Origin of the sequence: Nocardia sp. CA-136227 (genome assembly GCF_050955695.1) — a bacterium.
In the GTDB taxonomy this organism is placed as follows: domain Bacteria; phylum Actinomycetota; class Actinomycetes; order Mycobacteriales; family Mycobacteriaceae; genus Nocardia.
On the sequence record NZ_CP192081.1, the window covers coordinates 3,675,796 to 3,692,219 of the forward strand.

The window sequence follows — 16,424 nt, forward strand, 5'->3', positions numbered from 1 at the left end:
GAAGCGGGATGTTCGGTGGAGACCGAGTACGCGAGCGTCGGGAACAAGACCGCGCTGCTCGAGACCGTCCTCGCCATCGCGGTGGTCGGCGACGACGCGCAGATCGCGCTCGACGATCGCCCGTGGTTCGGCGTGGGGGAGGGTCCCCTCGCGCCCCGCGTCGCCGCACCGGCGGAGGTCATCGCCGGGATCTACCGCCGCACCGCCGAACTGCGCCGTATCCTCGACAGCGCGGCCCGGAACAATGCGGAACTCGCCGAGCTGGACGCGAGAAGCCGTGCACAGGAACGCATCTCGCGCACCGCGCTGGTGTCCGCGGCGGCCACCGCCGCCGAGTGGCGGCACCGGGATCTCGAATACAACGTGAAACCGTTGGGGCCCATCGATTTATCGATGTGGTTCGACCGCGTCGTGTGGTCCGCCGGCCGTTCGGTCACGGGTGGTCGGCGGCCCAGGCGCAGATGGCGGCGAGCGGGGTCTGCAGCGACTTGCCGAGTTCGGTGAGGGAGTACTCGATGTGCTGCGGGGCGGTCTCCTTGAAGACGTGGCGTTCGACGAGCCCGTCGGATTCCATGCCGCGCAAGGTTTCGGTGAGCACCTTCTGGGTGATGCCGGGCAGGCGGCGGCGCAGCGCGGCCGGGCGCTGGGCGCCGTCGAGCAGGGCGTAGATGAGCAGGATTCGCCACTTGGCGGCCAGGCGTTCGAGGGCCTGGCGGGTGGTGCAGGATTCCTCGAGTACGTCGGGGATCACCAGGTCCATCGCGCCTCCGTTCGGAAGGGCACTTCGAAGTGCCTTCTATCGGTGGCGGGGGTCCGCGCCTACCGTCTTGTTTCACCGTAATGCGACGACTTCGAGGACGAGAGCACCAGATGACTGTCAGCACAGTTCCGTTCACTTTCACCCGCGCCGGAGACCGACTGGTCGGCACGCTGTACCTGCCGACGGGCGAGCCCACCGGTGTGGTGGTCACGACCGGCCCGCTGACCTCCGTCAAGGAGCAGGCGGCGGGCGTCTACGCCGAGGCGCTGGCGCGCCGCGGTTTCGCCGCCCTGGCCTTCGATCACCGGACCTTCGGCGAGAGTGCCGGGGAGCCGCGGCAATTGGAGGACCCGCTGGGCAAGGCCGCCGACATCAGCGCCGCCGTCTCGGCGCTGGAAGCGGACGCGCGGTTCACCGGTAAGTCCGTGGTCGCGCTGGGCGTCTGCGCCGGCGGCGGCTACATGGCCCGCGCGGTCGCCGACGACTCGCGCCTGCGCGCCTTCGCCGGTGTCGCGGGCGTGTACGCCGACGCGGCCGCCAACCCGGCCGATCCGGCGGTGGTCGAGCGCGGCCGCCTGGCTCGGGAGCGCCGTCTCGCCACCGGCGAGGTCGAGACCATCCCGGCGGTGGCCGCCGACAACGGCGATGTGGCCATGCCCCTGACCGAGGCGTTCGAGTACTACGGCACCCCGCGCGGCGTGGTCCCCAACTACACGAACGGTTTCGCCGTCGAATCCTTCGAGCACACCGCGGGTTTCGACGCCCAGGAGGCGGCGGCCCGGCTGTCGGTGCCGTTCCTGCTGGTGCACTCGGAGAACGCCCTGGTCCCGCCGTGGGCGCACAAGTTCTACGCTGGGGTGGCATCCCCGAAATCGGAGCTGTGGCTGGACTCGGTCGGCCAGATCGACTTCTACGACGATCCCCGGCTGATCGAGCCCGCCGCCGACGCGGCCGCCGAATTGTTCCGCGGCGTCTGCTGACCCGCGTGAGGTGAGCCGGATGTGGTCGAGACGAGCCGGGTGGGCGCTGACCGCGATCGCACTGGTCGCGGGCTGCTCATCCGGCCCGGCCACCACCGGCGGACCGCTGCCGCTGCGGAAGGTCGCCCAGGTTTCCCTGCCGGGCGGCTCGGCCCGATTCGATTACGCGAGCTTGGATTCCGGTCGTGGGCTGCTGTTCCTGGCGCACATGGGGGCCGGTGAGATCGTCGAGGTCGACGTCCGCGCGCACCGCGTGGTGCGCACGATCGCCGATACCCCGGATGTCCATGGCGTGCTGGTCGTTCCGGAGAAGCGCCGGGTGTACGCGACGGTGACGGGGCGCGATCAGCTCGTCGCCCTGGACGAGGACAGCGGGTCGGTGCTGTTCACCGCGCCGACCGGGACGTATCCGGACGGGTTGGCCTATGACCCGGTGCGCGACGCGGTCTGGACCACCAATGAGCGCGCGGGCAGCGAGTCGGTCGTCGACGCCGACACCGGAAGGTCCCGCGGCACGGTCACTCTGGGCGGCGAAGCCGGCAATGTCGTCTACGACCCGGGTCCCGACCGCATGATCGTGGCGGTGCAGGGCCGAGGCGATCTGGCGGTCGTCGACCCCGGCGCGCTGTCGGTCACCGACCGCATTCCGACGCCCGGCTGCTCGGGACCGCACGGTCAGGCGCTGGACACGGCCCGGCGGTTGATGTTCGTCGGCTGTGAGGACAACGCCACGCTCGTCACCGTCGATCTGGCGAAACACGCTGTCACCGACCGGAACAGCGTCGGCCGGACCCCCGACGTACTCGCCTACGATCCCGGCGCGCAGCGCATCTACGTGGCCGCCGAGAGCGGCTGGGTCAGTGCGTTCGACGCCCGCGCCGGGCACCCGGCTCCCATCGGGGCCGAGCACCTGGCCGACGGCGCGCACATCGTGGTGGTCGATCCGGCCGATCATCACAGCTACTTCCCGATCCCCACGGCAGCGTCGGGGCCCGTGCTCTGGGAGTTCGAGCCCTCGGCGTAGCCCGGCACCAGCTGCCGCAGGCCCGGCTCCCACTCCGAACGCTGCTGCGGGAAGCACCGTTCGAGGAGTTCGATCATGATCGCGGGCGCGGTCGACGCGCCGGGGGACGCGCCCAGCAAGCCCGCGATCGTGCCGTCGGCGCCGGTGACCAGTTCGGTGCCCATGGTCAGCACACCCACCCGGTCGAGGTCGGGCTTCACCAGCTGCGCGCGTTGTCCGGCCTGGACGAGATACCAGTCGGCCGGATCGGCCTCGGGGTAGAAGCGCTGCAGCTGAGCGAACTTGCGCCGCCGGGTCGCGAGCAGCTCGCCGATCAGATAGCGGACCAGCGGCAGATTCTGTAGTCCCGCCGCCACCAGCACCACGATGTTCGTCAGCCGCAGCGTGGTGAACAGGTCGATCAGTTTGCCGTGCTCGAGCAGCCGCGTGCTGAACGTCGCGTACGGGCCGAACAGCAGCGACGACTCGCCGCCGACATTGCGCTTGTCCAAGTGCGGCACCGACATCGGGGGAGCGCCCAGCAGAGCCTGGCTGTAGACCTTCGCCTCGTGCCGGGCCACGACCTCGGGGTTGTCGGTCCGCAGGAACTGCGCGCCGACCGGGAACACGCCGTAGCCGCGCACCTCGGGGATGCGGGCCCGCTGGAGCAGCTTCAGCGCGTATCCGCCCGCTCCCACGAACACGAAACGGGCGCGGACGGTGAAGCGCCGCTTGCCGTTCCGATCCCGTCCCGTCACGGTCCAGATCCCGTCGGCGTCGCGGCGCAGTCCCCGCACCTCGTGACCGGTGCGCACCTGCGCGCCCGCGTCGGTCATGGCCCGCACGAGCGACCCGGTCAGCGCCCCGAAATCGACGTCGGTGCCCGCCTCGAACCGGGTGGCCGCCACCGGTTGCCCCGGGTCCCGGCCCGCCATGAGCAGGGGAGCCCAGTCCGCGATGACGGCGGGATCCTCGCTGTACTCCATGGCCGCGAACGCGGGCAGGATGCGCAGGGTCTCGAATCGCCGGCGCAGATAGGCGACATCCCGCTCGCCGAACACCACATCCATATGCGGTGTCGCCGTGACGAATCCGGTGTCGGCCAGCGCGCCCCGGTCGGCCAGTCCCGCCCAGAACTGCCGCGAGAGCGCGAACATCGACGCGATCTCGGCCGCCTTGCCCCCATCGTCCGGATCCGGCATGTAGTTGAGTTCGCACAGGCCCGAGTGCCCGGTGCCCGCGTTGTTCCACGGATCGGAGCTCTCGGCCGCGACCCGGTCGAGCCGCTCCAGCAGGGTCATGGACCAATCCGGTCGCAGCGCCGCGATCATCGCGCCGAGGGTGGCCGACATGATGCCGCCACCGATCAATACGACGTCGAGAATCTCTGTGTCCGTGGCGGTTTCGGTGGGTGCGGTGTGCTCGTCCATCTACGTGACCTCCTGGTCGGCGGGTACTCCGTCATCGTCACGCCGCGCTTATCCATCCGTCCAATGCTCATTCCGCGCAGCTATGATCCGAATATGGATGAATTGCCGTCGTCGCAGGTGGAGGCCCTGATCCCGCTGCTCGCGGCGTTCGACGCGGCCGCGGGGGAGGGGCACGTCACGCGGGCGGCGCAGCTCCTGGGCGTACCGCAGTCGTCGGTGAGTCGCCGGTTGAAGGCGGTCGAGCAGGCGGTCGGGGTGAAACTCTTCCAACCGGTCGGTCGCCGCATCGCCCTCACCGCCGCCGGTCAGGAACTGCACGAACGCACCCGTGGCCTGGTCCAGGCCCTCACCGACGCCGTCGACGTGGTCCGCAGCGACGCCGACCCCGACAGCGGCCTGGTCCGGTTCGGTTTCCCGTTCACCCTCGGCCCGGTCAGCATCCCGTCACTCCTGGCCGATTTCCACGCGGGCGCACCCCGCATCCGCCTGCACCTCGTGCAGGCCCACGGCAGCGCCCTGACCGACATGGTCCGCGACGGCCGCCTGGATCTGGCCGTCACCATCCCGGCCCCCGACGACCTGCCCGCGATCATCCTCGGCCACCAGCGCCTGCACCTGTACGTAGCCGACGCCCACCCATTGGCGACCCGCACCGAGGTCGAACTCGCCGAACTGGCCGACGAGCTGTTCATCGCCAACCCGCCGACCTACCACCTGCGTCGCCTGGTCGACTCCTGGTGCGCCGAGGCCGGATTCACCCCGCGCGTCGGCTTCGAGATCACCGAGTTCGAGACGCTGCGCGCCCTGGTCGCCCAGAATCTCGGCATCGCGGTGCTGCCCGCCCCGGAGGTCGCCCACCCGGGCCTGTCACGCGTGACCCTGGCCGATGCGCGGGATCGCAGCATCGGCCTGGTCTCGGGCGGCCACCGCCCGACTCCCGCGGTGGCACGCCTGCGTGATCACGTTGCCGCGCAGGCCCTGTCGTATCTCGGGCGCGGCGCGGACCCGGCTACTCCTGATAGGTCGTGAGGATGCGCCGGATCGACGAGGTGACCGGCAGATCCCCGGTGAGCGGCACCCACCGGTATTCGGCGTAGTTGGTCACCCGCACCGGTCCGGCGCTGGCCACCACCGCGGCGAAATGTTCCCGGCGCACCGGTTTCCCGGCGCTGGACAGGTAGTCGAAGCTGCCGAGGTGGCGCACGATATCGGTGACCGCCAGACCGGTCTCCTCGCGCACCGCCCGCACCACCGCGCTGGCCAGCGACTCGCCCGGGCGCACGACAGTGCCCGGTAGGTGCAGCGGACTGCGCCCTTCGACGTGCTCCTCGTGCTCGAGCATCAGCACCGAGTCATTGTGCTCGACGACCACACCTACCCGTAGCGCGACTCCCTCCGAGGCGGCCCGCTCCCGCAGTTCCTGCAACACCGTTTCGCCGATGGACTGCCCGGGCGAAACTTCGAAATCCCACACTGCACACCACATCCCGTATCACCGGACACCGTCGACCGATACGGATAACGCTACCGGCGGAGAAACGGTCGGCGGCAGAGACATTCGCAAGAATAGGCGCACTTCCGTCCCAGCGATCCAGGGTCCGGAAACTTTCTCGACACCGGCCCGAAATGCCTGCGTGCCATCGCCGCGGCGGGGGTTGTCAAGTGTTGGGTGGTTTGTGACGGTTCACGTCGTTGCGTGTTGGAGTGTTGTGGCGGGAGGGTCGGGCGACGGCGTGGTTGCCGCAATTCGATTGGCGTGTCTTCGGTTTCGGTGCTGTCGTGTCTGGTCCGGTTTCTCTACTGTCGAACAGGTGAGCGAACCATGGTCGTCGAACGATCGCCCCGAGGAGGGGGCGAAGCAGATTCAGGCGTACCGATTCGCGTTGGAACCGACCCACGACCAGGCACAAGCCTTGCGTTCCCATTGCGGGGCAACACGGTTCGCCTACAACTGGGGGCGCCGCAAAGTCCTCGCCAACTGGGCGCAACGGCAGGCCGAAGCCACCTACGGCATCCCCGACGACGAACTCACCCCGTGGATCAACCAATCCGCCTACAGTCTCCGCAAAACGTGGAACGCTGAGAAGGGCACGGTCGCGCCGTGGTGGGCGGAGAACAGCAAAGAGGCGTACTCATCCGGTATTGCGCGCGTTGCTGACGCGTTCGCCAACTACTCGAAGTCCAAGCGCGGGACCCGGGCCGGGGCACGTATGGGTGTCCCGGCCCGGAGGAAGAAGCATTCCCACCAGTCGTTCACCGTCACCACCGGCGGTTACGGACTCGGCGACGGATCGCGGCAGGTCAAGATTCCCCGTATCGGGATCGTTCGGACCGGGGAATCGACGCGCAAGCTCGCGCGGCGGCTGCGCAACGGGACCGCGAAACTGGGCAGCATGACCCTGTCAGGTCGGGGTGGCCGCTGGTGGGTGTCGTTCACGGTCCGGGTCCAGCGCAACGATCCCAAACCCGTGCGGCCCGACGCCGCGGTCGGGTTGGATGTGGGCGTGAAGTCCCTGGCCGTTCTGTCCACGGGCGAGATTGCCCCGAACCCGAAGCATTACCAAAAGACCCAGAAGCGGCGTCGCCGGCTTGCGCGGTCGCGGTCTCGCCGCCGAGGCCCCGACCGTAGCCGCGGTGTGGGGTCGTCGCGGCGGTGGGAGAAGGCCAACGCCAGAGCCAATCGCCTCGAGCATCGTGTGACCGCGATGCGCCGTGACGGGCTCCACAAGCTCACCACCCGCCTGACCCGCGAGTACGGGACGGTCGTGGTGGAAGACTTGAACATCGCGGGGATGCTGCGCAATCGGTCCCTGGCGCAGGCGATCTGGTCGGCCGGGTTCTCGACACTGCGTCGGCAGCTCGAATACAAGACGAGTTGGCGCGGCGGGGTGCTGGTGACCGCCGACCGCTGGTATCCCAGTTCCAAAACGTGTTCTTCCTGCAAGGCAGTGAAAGCCAAGCTGGCCTTGGGTGAGCGCGTATTTCGCTGTGATCATTGCGGTCTGGTGTTAGATCGTGATGTGAACGCTGCCCGCAATTTGGCGGCGTTGGTGTCCTCGGCGAGTTGCGTCGGGACGGTAAAGATGCCCGCTGGAAACCGTGTAGGACCCGGCTAGCCGGGCGATGGTATCGCCACGGGAAGACCCGAAACTGCGGTTGCGGGCCAACCCTGCTGGAGCAATCTCGCAGGTCACGGAGCAAAACAACACACTCTGTGAACGGAAGCTGGACCGGTACCGCCCCCCTACGAGAGGAGTCATCGTGAAGGTGTTCCAGATCGGCGCGGCCGGCGGCATCGGCCGCCGCCTGGCGACCCTGCTCACCGCCCGCGGTGACGAGGTCACCGGGATGCACCGCGGCCCCGCGCAGGCCGAGATCATCGCCGCCACCGGCGCGACCCCGCTGCACGGTGACCTGATCGCCGACTCCGTCGACGAGTTGGCCGCCAAGTTCCACGGCCACGACGCCATCGTCTTCTCCGCCGGCGCGCACGGCACGGGCATGGACCAGACCAGCCTGATCGACGGCCGCGGCCTGGAGAAGGCCGCCGACGCCGCCCGCTTCGCCGGAGTCGCCCGTTTCGTCCTGGTCTCGGTGTTCCCCGACGCGGGACGCGACCGCGAGACCAGCCCCGGCTTCGAGCACTACATGCGGGTGAAGAAGACCGCCGACGCCTATCTGGTCGGCACCGATCTGGACTGGCTGATCGTCCGCCCCGGCACGCTGCGCGACGAGCCCGGAACCGGCCTGGTCGCAGCCGGACTCGCGATCGAATACGGCGATGTCCGCCGCGACGACGTGGCCGCCTTCATCGACGTGGCCCTGCACCGCCCGGCGCTGAACCGGGTGATCCTGGAACTGACGGCCGGTCACACGGCGGTCGCGGAGGCCGTGGAACTGGTGTTGGAGCGCTCGACCACGGCCAGGAAATAGCCGAATCCCGGATTTCGCGGCCGAAATTCGCGCCCCGATCGCGGGCGGGTGCGGCAATCGCGCGAGATACCTGGAATAGTTGGGGCGGAACGCACAGGACCAAGGCGAAAGCGGGGATGTTGGTGACTTCGACTGACGGTGTGAGCGGGGTAAGCACGGTGAAGGACGCACCTTCGGCTCCGAGCACCCTCGAGCGCGATGTCCAGACCCTGGAAAAGGCGATCTACGAAGTCAAACGTGTGATCGTCGGTCAGGATCGGCTCGTCGAGCGGCTGTTGGTCGGTGTTCTCGCCAAGGGGCACGTGCTGCTCGAAGGTGTGCCGGGTATCGCCAAGACCCTGGCCGTGGAGACCTTCGCGACCGTGGTGGGCGGCAGCTTCTCGCGCGTGCAGTTCACTCCTGACCTGGTGCCCACCGACCTCGTCGGTACCCGCATCTACCGGCAGGGCCGCGAGGAGTTCGACACCGAGCTGGGCCCGGTGGTCGCCAACTTCGTGCTCGCCGACGAGATCAACCGCGCGCCCGCCAAGGTGCAGTCCGCACTGCTCGAGGTGATGGCCGAGCGGCACGTGTCCATCGGCGGCAAGACCTACCCGATGCCGAATCCGTTCCTGGTCATGGCGACTCAGAACCCGATCGAGTCCGAGGGCGTGTACCCGCTGCCCGAGGCGCAGCGCGACCGCTTCCTGTTCAAGGTCGTCGTCGACTACCCCTCGGTCGAGGAGGAGCGCGAGATCATCTACCGGATGGGTGTCACCCCGCCGGAGCCCAAGCGGGTGCTGGACCCGGCCGAGCTGGTCCGGCTGCAGAACGTCGCCGCCAACACCTTCGTGCACCACGCCCTGGTCGACTACGTGGTCCGGGTGATCGCCGCGACCCGCAAGCCCGCCGACTTCGGCATGCAGGACGTGGCCGGCTGGATCTCCTACGGTGCCTCCCCGCGCGCCTCGCTGGGCATCATCGCCGCCGCCCGCGCGGTGGCCCTGATCCGCGGCCGCGACTACGTGGTCCCGCAGGACGTGGTCGAGGTGATCCCGGACGTGCTGCGTCACCGCCTGGTGCTGTCCTACGACGCGCTGGCCGACGAGGTCAGCCCGGACGACGTGATCAAGCGCGTGCTGCAGACCGTCGGCCTGCCGCAGGTCGCTGCCCAGGCCAACGCCCCGGCCAATGCCTCCGCCGGCGCGCCCGCCCCGGTGCCCGCCGCCATGCCGCAGCCCGGCATCCCGCAGCAGCCGGGGGTGCCCGCGCAGGGTATTCCGCAGCCGCCGCAGCAGGGCATCCCGCAGCCTCCGAACGGTCAGATGCCCGGCGTCCCCGGTCAGCCGCAGCCGAAGTAGGTGGCCACGGAATCGACTGCGCCCGTGACGATCTCAACTCCCAGCGACTCCCCGCACGCCCCGCCCTCGTTCCGGCAGGGTCAGCTCACCGACCCGCGGTTGTCGGCGGCGCTGCGGACGCTCGAACTCACCGTGCGCCGGCGCCTGGACGGCGTGCTGCACGGTGACCACCTGGGCCTGATCCCCGGCCCCGGCTCCGAGCCCGGCGATGCCCGCATGTATCAGCCGGGCGACGATGTGCGGCAGATGGATTGGTCGGTCACCGCCCGCACCACCCACCCGCACGTCCGGCAGATGATCGCCGACCGCGAGCTGGAGACCTGGCTGGTGGTCGACCTGTCGGCCAGCCTCGATTTCGGTACCGCGCTGTGCGAGAAGCGGGATCTGGTAGTCGCCGCGGCGGCCGCGGTCACGCATCTGACCAGCGGCGGCGGCAACCGGATCGGCGCGGTGGTGACCAATGGCAATGAGCTGATCCGCATTCCGGCCCGCAGCGGCCGGGTGCACGAGCAGTCCATGCTGCGCAAGATCGCGACCACCCCGCACGCCCCGGACGGTGTCCGAGGCGACCTGCGCGACGCGATCGAGGCATTGCGCAGACCGCAGCGCAAACGCGGTCTGGCCGTGGTCATTTCCGATTTCCTCGGCGATATCGACTGGCAGCGGTCGCTGCGCGCCATCTCCGGCCGCCACGACCTGCTCGGTGTCGAAGTACTGGACCCGCGTGATCTGGAGCTTCCGGATCTGGGCGATGTGGTCCTGCACGACCCGGAGACCGGACGGACCCGGGAATTCAGTGTGACCCCCACGCTTCGCGCCGATTTCGCGCGCGCCGCGCAAGGCCATCGGGATCAGGTCGAGCAGGCGTTGCGCAGTTGTGGTGCGCCGGTGATGACCCTGCGCACCGACGGCGACTGGATCGCGGACGTGGTTCGATTCGTGTCCACCCGGCGCCACACCTTTGGCGCCCCGAATGCCGGACGGGTGCCGCGGCAGTGACTATCGGCGAGCTGACCTTCAGCCTTTCGCATTTCGCCTACCAGTATTGGCTGGCCTTCCTGGCCGTGATCGCGCTGGCGGCGCTGATCTACATCCTGATGCAGCAGCGGCGTCGCAAACAGATGCTGCGCTTCTCCAATATGGAGATGCTGGAGAAGGTGGCGCCCAAGCAGCCGAAACCGTGGCGGCACATTCCCGTCGCGGTGACCCTGGTGGGACTCATGTTCCTCACCTTCGCCGCGGCCGGTCCGACCGCGGCGAAGAAGGTGCCCCGCAACCGCGCCACGGTGATCCTGGTGATCGACGTGTCGCTGTCGATGGAGGCCACCGACGTGCCGCCCAGCCGGATCCAGGTGGCCAAGAAGGCCGCCAAGGAATTCGCGGACAATCTGACGCCGGGCATCAACCTGGGTCTGGTCACCTTCGCGGGCACCGCGTCGGTGCAGGTGTCGCCGACCACGAATCGGGAGGCGGTCAAGGCCGCCATCGACACCATGAAGCTGGCCGAGCGCACCGCGACCGGTGAGGGCATCCTGACCGCGTTGCAGTCCATCGACACCCTGGCCTCGGTGCTGCCGGGTGCGGAGAAGCCGCCGCCGGCCCAGGTGGTGCTCATGTCCGACGGTAAGCAGACCGTCCCGGACGACAAGGATGTCGAGAATCCCCGCCACGGCTTCACCGCCGCGCGTCTGGCGAAGGAGAAAGGCATTCCGGTGTCGACGATTTCGTTCGGCACCACGTGGGGCACCGTGGAGATCCCCGACCAGGACGGCAAGGGCTCGCAGCGGGTCCGCGTCCCGGTGGACGACGATTCGCTGCGCGAGATCGCGAAACTGTCCGGCGGCGAGTTCTTCACCGCCTCCACGCTGGAAGAACTCAAGAACGTCTACGCGCACTTGGAAGAGCAGATCGGCTTCGAGACGACCGTCGCCGACGCCAGCCGCCCGTGGTTGCTGCTGGGTTTGGTGGTGACTGCCGCCGGGTTGGTGGCCGCGTTGCTCTATCGTCAGCGTCTGCCGTAAATCGGTACCGCGCGCCGAGTCCCGAACACGAACAGATAGGTTTGCGTCTATGTCGAACATCACATCCCGGTCGGTCCTGGTGACCGGCGGTAATCGCGGCATCGGGCTCGCGGTCGCCCAGCGCCTGCTCGCCGACGGACACAAGGTCGCCGTCACCCACCGCGGGTCCGGCGTTCCCGAGGGTTTCTTCGGCGTGAAATGCGATGTGACCGATAGCGAATCGGTCGATCGGGCCTTCTCCGAGGTGGAGGAGCACCAGGGTCCGGTCGAGGTACTGGTCGCGAACGCGGGCATCACCGATGACACGCTGCTGATGCGCATGACCGAGGAGCAGTTCACCCGGGTCATCGACGCCAACCTGACCGGCGCCTTCCGCTGCGCCAAGCGCGCCAACCGTGCCATGCTGCGCGCCCGCTGGGGCCGCATGATCTTCCTCGGCTCGGTCGTCGGTCTGGGTGGTGGCCCCGGCCAGATCAACTACGCCTCCTCCAAGGCCGGTGTGGTCGGCCTGGCCCGCTCGGTGACCCGCGAGCTCGGTTCGCGCAACATCACCGCCAACGTGGTCGCGCCCGGTTTCATCGAGACCGACATGACCGCCGAGCTGCCCGACGACCTGCGCGACACCGCCAAGAAGTTCATCCCGCTGCAGCGTCTCGGCCAGCCCGAGGACGTCGCCGCGGTGGTCAGCTTCCTGGCCTCCGAGGACTCCGGTTACGTCTCCGGCGCGATCATCCCCGTCGACGGCGGTATGGGCATGGGCCACTAGGTCCACCCGAACCCGCTCTCGCCCCTGACATTTCGAACGAGGAGAACCCACCACCCCATGGCTGGATTGCTCGCAGGCAAGACCGTACTCATCACCGGCATCATCACCGACTCGTCCATCGCCTTCCACGCGGCCGCGGTCGCGCAGGAGCAGGGCGCGAAGGTGATCATCACCGGCATCCCGGAGCGGCTGCGCCTCATCGACCGCATCGCCAAGCGTCTGCCGCAGGAGGTGCCCCCGGCCATCGGTCTGGACGTCACCAGCGAGGAGAACCTGGCCGAGCTGCCGGCGAAGCTGCGTGAGCTGGCCCCCGAGGGCATCGACGGCGTGCTGCACTCGATCGCCTTCGCGCCCAAGACCCTGATGGGCCCGGACGCGGTGAACTTCCTCGACGCCCCCGGCCCGGACGCGGCCAAGGCGTTCGAGATCTCGGCCTGGTCGTACGCCTCGCTGGCGCGCGCCGTGCTCCCCGCCATGAACGAGGGCGGCTCCATCGTGGGCATGGACTTCGATCCGCGCACCGCGATGCCGTTCTACAACTGGATGGGTGTCGCCAAGGCGGCCCTGGAGTCGGTGAACCGCTACGTGGCGCGGGAGGTGGGCGCCGCCAAGAAGATCCGCTCCAACCTAATCGCGGCCGGTCCGATCAAGACCCTCGCGGCCAAGGCCATCGCCGGCACCGCCACCGATGACGCCAAGCAGCTGAACATGCTCAACGAGTACTGGGACGGCGCGTCCCCGATCGGCTGGGACGTCGACGACCCGACCGTGGTCGCCAAGTCCGTGTGCGCGCTGCTGTCGGATTGGCTGCCCGGCACCACCGGTTCGATCATCTACGTCGACGGCGGCGCCAGCCACAACACCTGGTTCCCGGAATCCGGTTTCGGCGCCAACTGATCGTCAGCGGTTCGATTTCCCAGGAGGAGAGCGGTAGTGGGTGAGCCCGCGGCTCGTGAAGTGGACGCCCTGCTACTGCTGTCCTTCGGCGGTCCCGAGCGCCCCGAGGACGTGATGCCGTTCCTGGAGAACGTCACTCGGGGCCGGGGCGTGCCGCCGGAACGCCTCGCCGAGGTCGCGCAGCACTACCTGCACTTCGGCGGGGTGTCCCCGATCAATGCGCTGAACCTCGACATCATCAAGGCGATCGAGGCCGAATTCGCCGCGCGCGGTATCGATCTGCCGGTGTATTTCGGCAATCGCAACTGGCATCCCATGGTCGAGGCGACCGTCGAGGGTATGCGCGCCGACGGGATTCGCTCGGCGCTGGTGTTCCCGACCTCCGCGTGGGGCGGGTATTCGGGCTGCCTGCAGTACCAGGAGGACATCACGCGCGCCCGCGCTGCGGTCGCCGATGCCCCCGAATTGGTCAAGCTGCGCCAATATTTCGATCATCCGCTGTTCGTCGAGGCGTTCGCGGACGCGATTCGCGCGGCGGTCGCGGAATTGCCGCAGGACAAGCGTGATTCGGCCCGCCTGGTCTTCACCGCGCATTCCGTGCCGGTCTCCGCCGATATCGCCTCCGGTCCGCCCGCCGAACAGCGTCTCTACAGCCGTCAGGTCGCCGAGGCGGCCAGATTGTGCGCGGCGGCAACCGGATTCGAGGCCTACGACCTGGTGTGGCAGTCGCGCTCGGGCCCGCCGCAGGTGCCCTGGCTGGACCCCGACATCGTCGACCATCTCGACGCGCTCGCCGAACAGGGCGTGGACTCCGTGGTGGTGTGCCCGGTCGGTTTCGTCTCCGACCACCTCGAGGTCATCTGGGACCTGGACAACGAGGCGAAAGAGCGTGCCGCCGAACTGGGTATGGCCTTCGCCCGCGCCGCCACCCCCGGCCCGGACCCGCGTTTCGCGCGCATGGTCGCCGATCTGGTGCAGGAGTACCTGTCCGCCGCCGCTCCGGCGCGTCTGAGCGACATCACCGGTCTGGGCTGCACCGTCGACGGCGCGCCGTGCGTGGTCGGCTGCTGCGCTCTGCCTCCCCGCAGGCCCGCGGTGGCACCGGCGGCCGCCGAATTGTAGTCTCGCCCAGGTGACTACACCCGGACGCGGAACCCCGCAACGCCGTCAGCCCGCCTCGGGCGGCACCGCCGCCCGCAAGCCACAGCGCACCTTCGGTGCCCCGGACATGTTCGTCTGGGCCCCCGTGCTGACCTTGTTCCTGGCCGCCGGCATCGTCGGCACCATCGGCCAATCCATCATGTTCGCCGCGGCGTTCGTCGCCATCGCGGTGGTCATGCTGGTCGCGGATATGTTCTTCAACCGCTGACGGGTTCGCCCGTCAGTTCAGGACGTTCACCGCGCGGGCGACGACCAGGCTCACGGTGACGAGGGAGATGCCGGACTGCACCATCATGAGGAGCTTGGCCCAGCGGGTCATGGGCATCACGTCGGTGGGGCTGAAGGCGGTCGCGTTGGTGAACGACAGATACAGATAATCCGGAAATTGCGGTTCCCAGTCGGGGTCGGCGAGATTCGGATTCTGCATCTGGACCCACAGGAAATCCGGATACGGCTTGCGGGCGTGGGCGCGCGCCGCCGGGCCGCCCCGGTCGAAATCCCAGTACCAGAGCGCGAACACGAGCACGTTGGACAGCCACACGGCCGCGCCCGAGCCGAGCAGTCCGGCGGCATTGTCGGCGGCCGTGCCGTTGATCAGCGATTTCACCAGGTGGGACACCGACCACACCATGCCGAAACCGAGCAGCCCCATCAGCAGCAGGCTGAATCGCCGCAGCCGTTCGTCCTCGCGGTCGAGCCGGACCGGGTTGGCGATCACCAGGATGATCAGCAGCGCGAATCCGACGATCGGCACGACCCAGTTGGGTCCGGCCGAGTATTCGGCCGGCAGCAGGTATTGCACCAGCAATATCCCGACGACGGCCGCGGTGGCCGCCCAGCGCGATTCCCCGGCCGTGCGCCGGGCCCACGCGGGTACCTGATCGTCGTCGGTTTCGTTCCCCGGTGCGCTCACGTTCGTGAGTATGCCCAAAGGTGACAGAAGTATGACGCGGGCTCGCGGACGGACTTTCCGTCGGGCAGGGTGGGTTGTAGCTGAGGCCTACCAAGGAGGTCATGTGGCACGGGAGTACAACCGGAATCCGGCGGCGGTGGCGGCGCTGTCGCCCGAGCAGTATCACGTCACCCAGGAGAACGGCACCGAGCGGGCGTTCACCGGCGAGTACTGGGACAACCACGAGCCCGGTATCTACGTGGACGTGGTGTCCGGGGAGCCGTTGTTCGCGTCGACGGACAAATTCGAGAGCGGATCGGGGTGGCCGAGTTTCACCAGGCCGATCGACGCGACGAATGTGGCCGAGAAGCGCGACGTCAGCCATTTCATGGTGCGCACCGAGGTGCGGTCGGTGCACGGTGACAGCCATCTGGGCCATGTGTTCCCCGATGGCCCGCGCGACGCGGGCGGGCTGCGCTACTGCATCAACTCGGCGTCGCTGCGGTTCGTGCATCTCGACGATCTGGAATCCGAAGGCTACGGACAGTACAAGACGCTGTTCACGAAGGAGGAAGCGTGACCGACACGCGCAAGGCGATTCTGGCCGGTGGTTGTTTCTGGGGCATGCAGGATCTGATCCGGCGCCAGCCCGGTGTCCTCGACACCCGGGTCGGATACAGCGGTGGCCGCAACGACAACCCGACGTACCGCAATCACCCCGGGCACGCGGAGGCCGTGGAGATCGTCTACGACCCGGCGCAGACCGATTACCGTGCGCTGCTGGAGTTCTTCTTCCAGATCCACGATCCGAGCACCAAGGATCGGCAGGGCAACGACATCGGCTCGAGCTACCGCTCCGCCATCTTCTACCTGGATGACGAGCAGAAGCGGGTCGCCGAGGACACCATCGCCGACGTGGACGCCTCGGGCCTGTGGCCGGGCAAGGTGGTCACCGAGGTGACCCCGGCGAGCACGTTCTGGGACGCCGAGCCGGAGCACCAGGACTACCTGGTCCGCTACCCGAACGGCTACACCTGCCACTTCCCGCGTCCGGGCTGGAAGCTGCCCCGCCGCGAGACCACGGCATAGCAGTGAAAGGAGGGCCTCACCGCGGCATTCGCCCCGGTGAGGCCCTTCTTTTCGCTTGATCCCGGGATTAGACTGAGGCCGAACCGAGCATCGATCTTCCGTGGGCCGCGAGCGGCGGCCCCGGATCCCGTGCCACGGTCACGAATCCGCCA

The 16,424-nt window shown here is 68.5% G+C and carries 19 protein-coding genes; 15 read left to right on the forward strand and 4 right to left on the reverse strand.

All coding sequences use genetic code 11. From position 1 onward, the window contains the following. Nucleotides 1-15 precede the first annotated feature (15 nt). Nucleotides 16-504 (forward strand): hypothetical protein, encoded by a 489-nt coding sequence (locus ACQP06_RS16795; protein ID WP_433673058.1) that lies wholly within the window; start codon nucleotides 16-18, stop codon nucleotides 502-504. Here ACQP06_RS16795 and ACQP06_RS16800 read toward each other — a convergent pair. Next, the gene (locus ACQP06_RS16800) at nucleotides 434-760 is read right to left on the reverse strand and encodes a winged helix-turn-helix transcriptional regulator (protein ID WP_357276973.1); all 327 of its coding nucleotides are present in this window, start codon (nucleotides 758-760) and stop codon (nucleotides 434-436) included. The two genes, ACQP06_RS16795 and ACQP06_RS16800, sit on opposite strands and share 71 nt — an antisense overlap. A 110-nt stretch (nucleotides 761-870) precedes the next feature. Between ACQP06_RS16800 and ACQP06_RS16805 the strand changes: the two genes are divergently transcribed. Both ACQP06_RS16805 and ACQP06_RS16810 read left to right on the forward strand, forming a co-directional pair. Beyond that, nucleotides 871-1,740 carry an alpha/beta hydrolase gene (locus ACQP06_RS16805; RefSeq protein WP_433673059.1) on the forward strand — a complete coding sequence of 290 codons (870 nt, stop codon included), beginning with the start codon at nucleotides 871-873 and terminating at the stop codon, nucleotides 1,738-1,740. A gap of 19 nt (nucleotides 1,741-1,759) precedes the next feature. Then, complete coding sequence (locus ACQP06_RS16810) at nucleotides 1,760-2,764, forward strand: YncE family protein (protein ID WP_433673060.1); 1,005 nt, start codon at nucleotides 1,760-1,762, stop codon at nucleotides 2,762-2,764. On the opposite strand, the gene mqo is transcribed toward ACQP06_RS16810, so the two are convergent. Next, a complete protein-coding gene (gene mqo / locus ACQP06_RS16815) occupies nucleotides 2,701-4,173 on the reverse strand; it encodes a malate dehydrogenase (quinone) (RefSeq protein ID WP_433673061.1) in 1,473 nt (490 codons plus the stop codon). The genes ACQP06_RS16810 and mqo overlap by 64 nt on opposite strands. Before the next feature lie 93 nt (nucleotides 4,174-4,266). Between mqo and ACQP06_RS16820 the strand changes: the two genes are divergently transcribed. Continuing rightward, nucleotides 4,267-5,202, forward strand: a complete 936-nt coding sequence (locus ACQP06_RS16820; protein ID WP_433673062.1) for a LysR family transcriptional regulator — start codon at nucleotides 4,267-4,269, stop codon at nucleotides 5,200-5,202. Here ACQP06_RS16820 and ACQP06_RS16825 read toward each other — a convergent pair. After that, complete coding sequence (locus ACQP06_RS16825) at nucleotides 5,183-5,647, reverse strand: NUDIX hydrolase (protein WP_357082401.1); 465 nt, start codon at nucleotides 5,645-5,647, stop codon at nucleotides 5,183-5,185. The two genes, ACQP06_RS16820 and ACQP06_RS16825, sit on opposite strands and share 20 nt — an antisense overlap. A 337-nt stretch (nucleotides 5,648-5,984) precedes the next feature. Here ACQP06_RS16825 and tnpB point away from each other — a divergent pair, with 337 nt between their 5' ends. From tnpB to ACQP06_RS16870, 9 genes are all read left to right on the forward strand, one after another. Continuing rightward, nucleotides 5,985-7,289, forward strand: coding sequence for an IS607 family element RNA-guided endonuclease TnpB (tnpB, locus tag ACQP06_RS16830; RefSeq protein ID WP_433673063.1), 1,305 nt, complete (start codon nucleotides 5,985-5,987; stop codon nucleotides 7,287-7,289). Between the two features lie 145 nt (nucleotides 7,290-7,434). After that, a complete protein-coding gene (locus tag ACQP06_RS16835; protein WP_433673064.1) occupies nucleotides 7,435-8,106 on the forward strand; it encodes an NAD(P)H-binding protein in 672 nt (223 codons plus the stop codon). Nucleotides 8,107-8,222: 116 nt separating this feature from the next. Further along, nucleotides 8,223-9,446 carry an AAA family ATPase gene (locus tag ACQP06_RS16840; RefSeq protein WP_433673065.1) on the forward strand — a complete coding sequence of 408 codons (1,224 nt, stop codon included), beginning with the start codon at nucleotides 8,223-8,225 and terminating at the stop codon, nucleotides 9,444-9,446. A gap of 24 nt (nucleotides 9,447-9,470) precedes the next feature. Then, a complete protein-coding gene (locus ACQP06_RS16845; RefSeq protein ID WP_433673066.1) occupies nucleotides 9,471-10,445 on the forward strand; it encodes a DUF58 domain-containing protein in 975 nt (324 codons plus the stop codon). Beyond that, complete coding sequence (locus ACQP06_RS16850; protein ID WP_357082389.1) at nucleotides 10,442-11,467, forward strand: VWA domain-containing protein; 1,026 nt, start codon at nucleotides 10,442-10,444, stop codon at nucleotides 11,465-11,467. Before ACQP06_RS16845 ends, ACQP06_RS16850 begins: the two co-directional genes overlap by 4 nt. A gap of 49 nt (nucleotides 11,468-11,516) precedes the next feature. Then, entirely contained in the window at nucleotides 11,517-12,233 is a 717-nt protein-coding gene (gene fabG1, locus ACQP06_RS16855) for a 3-oxoacyl-ACP reductase FabG1 (protein WP_357082386.1), read from the forward strand. Nucleotides 12,234-12,290: 57 nt separating this feature from the next. Continuing rightward, nucleotides 12,291-13,130 carry an NADH-dependent enoyl-ACP reductase InhA gene (gene inhA / locus ACQP06_RS16860; RefSeq protein ID WP_357082382.1) on the forward strand — a complete coding sequence of 280 codons (840 nt, stop codon included), beginning with the start codon at nucleotides 12,291-12,293 and terminating at the stop codon, nucleotides 13,128-13,130. Between the two features lie 36 nt (nucleotides 13,131-13,166). Then, a complete protein-coding gene (locus tag ACQP06_RS16865; protein ID WP_433673067.1) occupies nucleotides 13,167-14,252 on the forward strand; it encodes a ferrochelatase in 1,086 nt (361 codons plus the stop codon). 10 nt (nucleotides 14,253-14,262) lie between these two features. Then, nucleotides 14,263-14,499 carry a hypothetical protein gene (locus tag ACQP06_RS16870; protein WP_433673068.1) on the forward strand — a complete coding sequence of 79 codons (237 nt, stop codon included), beginning with the start codon at nucleotides 14,263-14,265 and terminating at the stop codon, nucleotides 14,497-14,499. A gap of 12 nt (nucleotides 14,500-14,511) precedes the next feature. Here ACQP06_RS16870 and ACQP06_RS16875 read toward each other — a convergent pair whose 3' ends face one another. After that, complete coding sequence (locus ACQP06_RS16875; protein ID WP_433673069.1) at nucleotides 14,512-15,204, reverse strand: hypothetical protein; 693 nt, start codon at nucleotides 15,202-15,204, stop codon at nucleotides 14,512-14,514. 103 nt (nucleotides 15,205-15,307) lie between these two features. On the opposite strand from ACQP06_RS16875, the gene msrB reads away from it, so the two are divergent. Both msrB and msrA read left to right on the forward strand, forming a co-directional pair. Then, the gene (msrB, locus tag ACQP06_RS16880) at nucleotides 15,308-15,763 is read left to right on the forward strand and encodes a peptide-methionine (R)-S-oxide reductase MsrB (protein ID WP_433673070.1); all 456 of its coding nucleotides are present in this window, start codon (nucleotides 15,308-15,310) and stop codon (nucleotides 15,761-15,763) included. Next, nucleotides 15,760-16,272, forward strand: coding sequence for a peptide-methionine (S)-S-oxide reductase MsrA (gene msrA, locus ACQP06_RS16885; RefSeq protein WP_433673071.1), 513 nt, complete (start codon nucleotides 15,760-15,762; stop codon nucleotides 16,270-16,272). Before msrB ends, msrA begins: the two co-directional genes overlap by 4 nt. Nucleotides 16,273-16,424: the final 152 nt, after the last annotated feature.